General features: G+C 64.8%; 9 protein-coding genes. 7 read left to right on the forward strand and 2 right to left on the reverse strand.

Going from position 1 to position 7866, the window contains the following annotated elements; genetic code table 11:
* Positions 1-57 precede the first annotated feature (57 nt).
* On the forward strand, positions 58-417 hold the full coding sequence (locus tag BJG92_RS16140) for a DUF3054 domain-containing protein (RefSeq protein WP_232085100.1): 360 nt from the start codon (positions 58-60) through the stop codon (positions 415-417).
* Between the two features lie 99 nt (positions 418-516).
* Entirely contained in the window at positions 517-798 is a 282-nt protein-coding gene (locus BJG92_RS16145; protein WP_232085002.1) for an Lrp/AsnC family transcriptional regulator, read from the forward strand.
* A gap of 25 nt (positions 799-823) precedes the next feature.
* On the opposite strand, the gene trpD is transcribed toward BJG92_RS16145, so the two are convergent.
* Positions 824-1882, reverse strand: a complete 1059-nt coding sequence (gene trpD / locus BJG92_RS16150; RefSeq protein ID WP_232085003.1) for an anthranilate phosphoribosyltransferase — start codon at positions 1880-1882, stop codon at positions 824-826.
* Positions 1883-2090: 208 nt separating this feature from the next.
* Between trpD and BJG92_RS16155 the strand changes: the two genes are divergently transcribed.
* The 4 genes from BJG92_RS16155 to BJG92_RS16170 all read left to right on the forward strand — a co-directional run bounded on the left by BJG92_RS16155 (position 2091) and on the right by BJG92_RS16170 (position 6375).
* Positions 2091-2669, forward strand: coding sequence for a heme-copper oxidase subunit III (locus tag BJG92_RS16155; RefSeq protein WP_232085004.1), 579 nt, complete (start codon positions 2091-2093; stop codon positions 2667-2669).
* An 86-nt stretch (positions 2670-2755) separates the two neighbouring features.
* On the forward strand, positions 2756-3544 hold the full coding sequence (locus tag BJG92_RS16160) for a c-type cytochrome (protein WP_232085005.1): 789 nt from the start codon (positions 2756-2758) through the stop codon (positions 3542-3544).
* A 103-nt stretch (positions 3545-3647) separates the two neighbouring features.
* Positions 3648-4718: a ubiquinol-cytochrome c reductase iron-sulfur subunit gene (locus BJG92_RS16165; RefSeq protein WP_232085006.1), complete on the forward strand. Its 1071-nt coding sequence runs from the start codon at positions 3648-3650 to the stop codon at positions 4716-4718.
* Complete coding sequence (locus BJG92_RS16170) at positions 4696-6375, forward strand: cytochrome bc complex cytochrome b subunit (RefSeq protein WP_232085007.1); 1680 nt, start codon at positions 4696-4698, stop codon at positions 6373-6375. Before BJG92_RS16165 ends, BJG92_RS16170 begins: the two co-directional genes overlap by 23 nt.
* A gap of 145 nt (positions 6376-6520) precedes the next feature.
* Here the strand turns inward: BJG92_RS16170 and BJG92_RS16175 are convergent, their stop codons facing one another.
* Positions 6521-7288, reverse strand: a complete 768-nt coding sequence (locus BJG92_RS16175) for a GntR family transcriptional regulator (protein WP_232085008.1) — start codon at positions 7286-7288, stop codon at positions 6521-6523.
* A 168-nt stretch (positions 7289-7456) separates the two neighbouring features.
* On the opposite strand from BJG92_RS16175, the gene BJG92_RS16180 reads away from it, so the two are divergent.
* Positions 7457-7750 carry an HPr family phosphocarrier protein gene (locus BJG92_RS16180; RefSeq protein ID WP_269462093.1) on the forward strand — a complete coding sequence of 98 codons (294 nt, stop codon included), beginning with the start codon at positions 7457-7459 and terminating at the stop codon, positions 7748-7750.
* Positions 7751-7866 lie beyond the last annotated feature (116 nt).

The raw sequence follows: 7866 nt of genomic DNA on the forward strand, positions 1-7866 counted from the left end.
CGCCCAGCCACCACCCGCGCCACCACCCCCGCACCGGGGGCACGGCGGTCCGCCGTTCTGGCCGGCTGCGCCGACGCGGTGCTGATCCTCGTTTTTGCGGCAATCGGCCGGGATGCGCACCAGCGCGGGGAGATCGTTACGGGAGTCCTGGCCACGGCCTGGCCGTTCCTTGCCGGGGCTGCCCTTGCCTGGCTTGCCCTGCGCCTCTGGCGCGCTCCCCTCGCAATCTGGCCCGCCGGCGTCGCCGTTTGGCTCGGGACCGTCGCCGTGGGCATGGCCCTGCGGGCCGTCACCGGGCAGACGGTGGTCCTGCCGTTCGTGATTGTCGCGCTGATCGTCCTGGGCGTCTTCCTCCTGGGCTACCGGCTCGTGGCCGCCGCCGTCCGCAGGCTTTCCGCACGGCGCACCAAAGCCTGATGTACTAGGCTGGCAAGGACACGGCCAGGGCCCCGTGGACCGCCGGACCGGGGCCGCCTTCGGCCAGCAACGGCGCAACAGATCCGGAAAGGCTCACACGTGGTCACCGCTTTCGTCCTGATAAAGACAGACGCTTCCCGCATCCCCGAGACGGCGGAAGAAATCTCCGCGATCCAGGGCATCAGCGAGGTTTATTCCGTCACCGGCGAATGGGACCTCATCGCCATCGCGAGGGTCGCCAGGCACGAAGACCTCGCCGACGTCATTGCCGACAAGTTGTCCAAGGTCCCTGCGGTGGTGCACACCACCACGCACATCGCCTTCCGCGCCTACTCCCAGCACGACCTCGACGCGGCCTTCGCCCTCGGCTTCGAACAGTAGGACGCCCCCCGGGGTTCGGGCCGGATCAGCTCCGGGTCAGAGCCACCCAGCGGTCCAGCACGGCCGTGGCCGCACCGGACTGGACCGAGACCTCCGCACGCTTCATCGCCGCGTCCATCCGCTCCACGAACGGGCCCGCAGCGTCCAGGTCAAACGCCACGAGCCCGGCCGCAGCGTTAAGCAGGGCGGCGTCGCGCGCGGGGCCGGGTCCGCCGGCCAGGACGGAGCGGACGACGGCGGCGTTGCTCGCCGCATCCCCGCCGCGCAGTTCCTCAAGCGTTGCCTGGCGGATCCCCAGGTCGCGGGGATCGAACATCTGCTCCAGCACAGCCCCGTTCCGGATTTCCCAGACTCGGGACGGACCGGTCGTGGTCAGCTCATCCAGCCCGTCGTTGCCGCGGAACACGAGTCCCCGGCTGCCTCGCCTCGCCAGCACGCCGGCCACCAGCGGGGCCATCCGTTCATTCGCGACGCCTACTGCCGAAGCCTGCACATTGGCCGGGTTGACCATGGGGCCCAGGAAGTTGAACGCAGTCGGCACGCCCAGTTCACGGCGGGCGACGGCGGCGTGCCGCATTGAGGGGTGAAAGACCTGGGCGAAACAGAACGTGATCCCGGCCTCCTCCGCGTTGAGCGCGACGCGGGGAATCGGGAGGTCCAGCCGCACTCCGAGGGCTTCGAGGACGTCCGCGGAGCCCGACGTCGAGGATGCGGCGCGGTTGCCGTGCTTGACCACTTTGGCGCCTGCCCCGGCGCAGATCAGCGCGGCCATCGTGGAGATGTTGACGGTGTTTTGCTGGTCCCCGCCCGTGCCCACGATGTCGAGCTTCTCGCCGGAGATTCCAATGGGGCTTGCGTTTGTGATCATCGCCTCAACCAGGCCGGTCAGCTCATCAACCGTCTCGCCCTTCGAGCGCAGTGCCACCAGGAATCCGGCGACCTGGGCAGGGGTGGCCTCGCCCGACATGATCGAGTTCATCGCCCACCCGGTGTTGCCGGCAGTAAGGTCCGTACCCGCAATGAGGGCGCCGATGAGCCGCGGCCAGGTGTTGCCTGCCGCCTGTGCAGTTGCCTGAGAAGTCACCACCTGATGCTATCGAGGTGCGCGCCGCTATGACCAATATGAACTGGCCCGGGAACTTTTCCGCGCGAATTCGCGGCTTTGTAGAAAAAGTCCTTCCAAAAAGCGGTTTGCGTTGGGCAGGACGAACTTTTACAGACATAATGTCTATGTGACATCTGCGACCCAAGCCCCCAGTACCTCGGCGCACCCGACGCTGAATCGCCCGAATATGGTTTCCGTTGGAACCGTCGTCTGGCTGTCCAGTGAGTTGATGTTCTTCGCCGGTCTCTTCGCCATGTACTTCACACTCCGTTCTACTTCAGGACTGATGTGGGCCGAGGAGACAGCAAAGCTCAACTTCCCCTTTGCGCTCGTCAACACGATCGTCCTCGTGGCAAGTTCTTTCACTTGCCAGATGGGCGTCTTCGCCGCCGAGCGGCTCCAGCCGCGTCGAAGCGGCAGCCGCCTCAGCTTCACCCGCTGGGGCATGAACGAATGGTTTACCTTGACGTTCATCATGGGCGCCATCTTCGTGGCGGGGCAGTCGACCGAGTACGCCATGCTCGTTTCCGAGCACGTCTCGCTCTCCTCCAACGCCTACGGATCAGCGTTCTACATCACCACAGGCTTCCACGGCCTGCACGTTATCGGTGGCTTGATTGCCTTCCTGCTCATCATCGGCCGCTCCTTCGCTGCGAAGAAGTTCGGCCACTTTGAAGCGACTTCGGCAATCGTCACGTCGTACTACTGGCACTTCGTCGACGTGGTCTGGATCGGGCTCTTCCTGGTCATCTACGTCCTCAAGTAGCAATGCTTGCCCCTCTTTCTACAAGAGGTAGAATTTCAAGAAGCGGCTCCCCGAGCCAACGCAGGATCGAAAAAAGGAACCACCACGTGAAGGCACTCTCGCAGAAGCGACGTCACCCGATGGCAGCAATTGCACTGCTGCTGATGGGCCTCCTGGTCACTGGTGGGCTGTACGCCGTTGCCACCACCGTCAACCAGGCCAAGGCCGACACCACGAGCGTTAGCGCAAGTGACGTGGAAGAAGGCGGCAAGCTTTTCGCCGCCAACTGCGCCACGTGCCACGGCATGGGTGCCAGCGGGTCCCAAGCCGGACCGTCGCTCGTCGGCGTCGGCGCGGCCGCCGTTGACTTCCAGGTCGGCACCGGCCGGATGCCCATGCAGATGAACGGTCCCCAGGCCTACCAGAAGCCGGCCCAGTTCAACGAGGAGCAGACCCGCAAGCTGGCTGCCTACGTTGCATCCCTGGGCCCCGGTCCTGCCATCCCCGAGGAGAACCTCGTCGACGGGAAGGGCGATGCCTCCGCGGGCGGTGAGCTGTTCCGCGTGAACTGCGCCATGTGCCATAACGCGGCCGCCGCGGGCGGCGCGCTGACCCGGGGCAAGTTCGCCCCGGCCCTAGCCGGCGTCTCGGGTGAGCACATTTATGAAGCGATGGTTACCGGCCCGCAGAACATGCCGGTTTTCAACGACTCGAATATTTCCCCTGAGGGGAAGCGCGACATCATCTCCTTCCTGAAGACGATTGAGGCCAACGGGTCTCCCGGCGGCGCCGATCTTGGCGCGCTGGGTCCGGTGTCCGAAGGTCTCTTCGTCTGGATCGCAGGCCTTGGCGTGATTATCGCCTTCACTATCTGGCTGACGTCCCGGACGTCCTAGCAGGATCCGCTTTACCTGTAAGAGTTTTCTGCTGACCCGTCAGCAGTTTGAATTGAAATGCTAACTCGGCAGCAGCCGAGACGAGAGAGGGATGAGGCGAATTATGGGCAACCATAGTGACGGCAGTCCGAACCACTCGGGCACCGTAGCTACGGCTGGTCAAAGCGAGGTGGCGAAGTTCCAGGATCCTGGAATTCCTCCGCATCGTTTGCGCCTGGCTGACACGGACCCGCGCGCGGCAAAGCGAGCAGAACGGCAGGTAGCCCTCCTTTTCGGGTCCTCGGTCGTTGGCACAGTGATATTCCTGGTGGCCTACTTTGCCATTGATCTGGGGGCTGACTCCACGATCGGCACTGTCCGGCTGCAAAATGCCCTGCTGGGCCTCGGCACCGCATTCGCGATGCTGGGCATCGGCACCGGCATCGTCCACTGGGCCAAGGCCCTCATGCCGGACCACGAGGTCTCGGAAGAGCGCCACGCAATCCGCACCGAGGAAGACCGCCAGGCCGCCGTCCGGATCGTTGATGACATTGTGGAAGAGACCGGCATCAAGCGCCGGCCACTGATCCGCAATACCCTCCTCGGCGCCGTCGCACTGGCTCCCCTGCCGGCCCTGGCGATCTTCGGTGACCTCGGTCCCCGGCCGGACGACAAGCTGGCCCACACCATGTGGGCTCCGCAGGACGGCAAGCTCAAGCGCCTCGCCCGTGACCCCGATGGCACCCCCATCAAGGCCGCTGATGTCACGATCGGCTCCGCTTTCCACGTCATCCCGGAAGGGCTGAACGAAATGCACGAGGGCAAGCTGGACGAAAAGGCCAAGTCTGTCGTGCTGCTCATGCGCCTGAACCCGGAGGAGCTCAACCCCTCCCCCGAGCGCGCGGACTGGGCCTACAACGGCATCGTTGCCTATTCCAAGATCTGCACCCATGTTGGTTGCCCTGTTGCTTTGTACGAGCAGCAGACCCACCACCTGCTGTGCCCGTGCCACCAGTCGACCTTTGACCTGACTCAGCAATGCAAGGTCATCTTCGGCCCGGCGAGCCGTCCTCTCCCCCAACTGCCCATTGCAGTCGACTCCGAGGGCTACCTGGTCGCGACGAGCGACTTCCATGAACCCGTTGGACCGAGCTACTGGGAGCGTGAAGAGCATGTCCGCAACAACAACGCCTGATGCCTCCGTTTTCGTCGCCGAGACTAAAGGCGGCCGCATCACCGACTTCGTCGACCAGCGCGTCGGCGGCTCCGGAATTCTCCGCGAATTCGGCCGGAAGGTCTTTCCCGACCACTGGTCCTTCATGTTCGGTGAAGTCGCGCTGTACTCCTTCGTCATCCTGCTGCTCTCCGGCACCTTCCTCACGTTCTTCTTTGATCCGTCCATGGCGGAGACGCGCTACGCGGGTTCCTACCTCCCGCTGAAGAATGTCGAGATGTCGGTGGCCTACAGCTCGTCGCTGGACATCTCCTTTGATGTCCGTGGCGGTCTGTTCATGCGCCAGGTCCACCACTGGGCAGCCCTGCTGTTCGTCGCTTCCGTGTCCGTCCACATGCTGCGCGTTTTCTTCACCGGAGCGTTCCGCAAGCCGCGCGAACTCAACTGGGTGGTGGGCGGTGTCCTGCTCATCCTGTCGATGGCCGCAGGCTTCACCGGCTACTCACTCCCCGACGACCTGCTCTCCGGCAACGGCCTGCGCATCATCGACGGCGTCATCAAGTCCATCCCGGTGGTCGGCACGTACATCTCGTTCTTCCTCTTCGGCGGAGAGTTCCCGGGCACTGTCATCATCAGCCGCCTGTACATGCTCCACATCCTCCTGGTTCCCGCCCTCATCCTCCTGATGATCGTGATGCACCTCTTCATGGTGGTGGTGCACAAGCACACCCAGTACCCCGGTCCGGGCCGCAATGACGGCAACGTCGTCGGTTACCCGCTGGGTCCGGTTTACGCTGCGAAGGCCGGAGGCTTCTTCTTCATCGTGTTCGGTGTCGTTGCCCTCATGGCGGGCTTCTTCACCATCAACCCGATCTGGAATTACGGCCCCTACGATCCCTCTCCCGTTTCGGCAGGCACCCAGCCTGACTGGTACATCGGCTTCGTAGACGGCGCACTGCGCCTGATGCCCGGCATCATCGGTAACTGGCAGGTCGAGCAGGTCTGGTTCGGCCACGTCTTCAGCTTCAACGTCCTGCTGCCTGCCCTGGTCCCCGCGGGAATCATCTTCACCGTCCTTTTCACCTACCCGTGGATCGAACGCTGGATCACCCGGGACAACCGCGAGCATCACGTCCTGGACCGTCCGCGCAACGCCCCGACCCGCACCGCCATCGGCATGGCAGGCTTCACGTGGTACTGCGTGATGTGGGCAGCAGCCGGCTCGGACCTCATCGCCACCCACTTCCATGTGGCACTGAACGATGTCACCTACTGGCTGCGCGCACTGTTCTTCATCGGACCGGTCATCGCCTTCATCGTGACAAAGCGGGTGGCACTGGCACTGCAGCGCAAGGACCGCGAAATTGCGCTCCACGGCCGCGAAACCGGCCGCATCGTGCGCCTGCCGCACGGCGAGTTCATCGAGGTTCACGCCCCGCTGGATGAGTACAAGCGCTACAAGTTGGTCGGCTTCGAATCCCCGTCGCCGCTGCCGGCGGTGCCAAACGACCACGGCGTCGTCGACAAGAAGGAAAAGCGCCGCGCGAAGCTCTCCCAGTGGTTCTTCGAGGACCGCGTTGCCCCGGCAACGCCGGCTGAGCTGGAGGCGGCGCACGGCCACCACGGCGGACACGAGGCGATCGAAGCGGCCGAGTCGCAGAAGACCCTCAGCCGCTAACTCCACGGCTCAGCAACACCGCAGTACAGGGAAGGCCCGGTCCACGAGGACCGGGCCTTCCTGCGTCCGCGGGGTCAAACAGCAACGCGGGGTCACTTCGCGCCTATAAGAGCCTCCGGGATGGGCGCGATCTGACCCCGCGTTGCTAGGGGCGGTACCCCGTGGAGTAGTTGCGCGTCGGCCGCACACCGGGCCGCTGCAACGGCACCCACAGTTTGTAGCGGTCGGCCCGGTAGTAGGACACCGAGTAGTCCACCATCGCCCGCGCCACGAAGGCGTGCCGCTGGATCTTCAGCAACGGCGACCCCACGTCGACGTTGAGCAAACGCGCCGTCGACGGCGACGCGGCGGTCGCCTCGATCATGTCCTCGCCCCACTCCATGACCAGCCCGTAGCTCTCGCTCAGCACGTTGTAGAGCGAGGTCGGCGGTTCGCGGTCAAGCAGTCCGGGCACGCGGTGCGCCGGAATGAAATTCTCATCAACACTCATGGGTTCGTTGTCCGCCAGCAGCAGACGCCGGAACCGCACCAGCGGCGTGCCCTCCTCGAGCTGCAGCTCGCGGGCCAGGAAAGCGCTGGCGTTGATTTGTTCGAAGCTGAGGACCCTGGCTGCCGGTACCATCCCGCGGCGCTGCATTTCCTCGCTGTAGGAGGTCAACTTGACCTGTAGGTCCAGTTTCGGTTTGCGGACAAACGTGCCCAGTCCGACCACCCGCTCGATGACCTCCTCGCCAACAAGGGCATCGATGGCCTGCCGGACCGTCATCCGGGCCAGCCCGAAACGCTCGGCCAGGTCCCGCTCGGACGGCAGCGCCGACCCGGGCGGGCACATCTGCGCGATGTGGGCCCTGAGGATTTCCCGCAACTGCACATAGATGGGCGTTCCGTTGTGCCGGTCGATCTCGCCGGCCATCCTTGACGCGTTAGATCCCACGGCCCGGCCCGGTGCATGTGTCCATGCCTAAAGCGTAGGCCACCCGGCGCGCAGGTCTAGACCACTGCCCTTGCAGTTCGACCCCCAACGCGCCGCCAGCTACGCTTGAATCCGTCAGAACCAGCTTTCGAGGATGAGGGGGGCCCGTTGCCCGCACGCAAGGCAATAGTCATGGCGGCCATCGGTCTTCATGCCCGGCCCGCAGCGATGTTTGTCCGCGCCGTCCTGGAAAGCGGGCTGCCGGTAACCATCAGCAGGGACGGCAAGCCCGGTGTGGATGCCCGGTCCCTTCTCGAAGTGATGACAGAGGACTTCCGCCAGGGCTGCGAGGTGGAGCTCGCCGTCGCGCAGGAGGCAATCCCCAGCCCCTATGGCCTGCTGGACGCCGAAAGAACGCTCGCCGGCCTCAGTGCCCTTCTGCAGTCCCGCCAGACCGCCTGACGCCCGCCTGGGGCCCGGCAGGCGGCAGGCAGGGCACTCCCCCGCCGCCCGACTCAACGTCCAGTCGGTCATGCCTCTCCATCAACGACGGCGGGCCCCACCGAATGGTGGGGCCC

Origin of the sequence: Arthrobacter sp. SO5, assembly GCF_020532805.1 — a bacterium.
In the GTDB taxonomy this organism is placed as follows: domain Bacteria; phylum Actinomycetota; class Actinomycetes; order Actinomycetales; family Micrococcaceae; genus Arthrobacter.

Coding starts and splice junctions, on each gene's coding strand:
- BJG92_RS16170 (WP_232085007.1), top strand. CDS start 4,696: ATGTCCGCAACAACAACGCCTGATGCCTCCGTTTTCGTCGCCGAGACT.
- BJG92_RS16175 (WP_232085008.1), bottom strand. CDS start 7,288: ATGGCCGGCGAGATCGACCGGCACAACGGAACGCCCATCTATGTGCAG.
- BJG92_RS16165 (WP_232085006.1), top strand. CDS start 3,648: ATGGGCAACCATAGTGACGGCAGTCCGAACCACTCGGGCACCGTAGCT.
- BJG92_RS16155 (WP_232085004.1), top strand. CDS start 2,091: ATGGTTTCCGTTGGAACCGTCGTCTGGCTGTCCAGTGAGTTGATGTTC.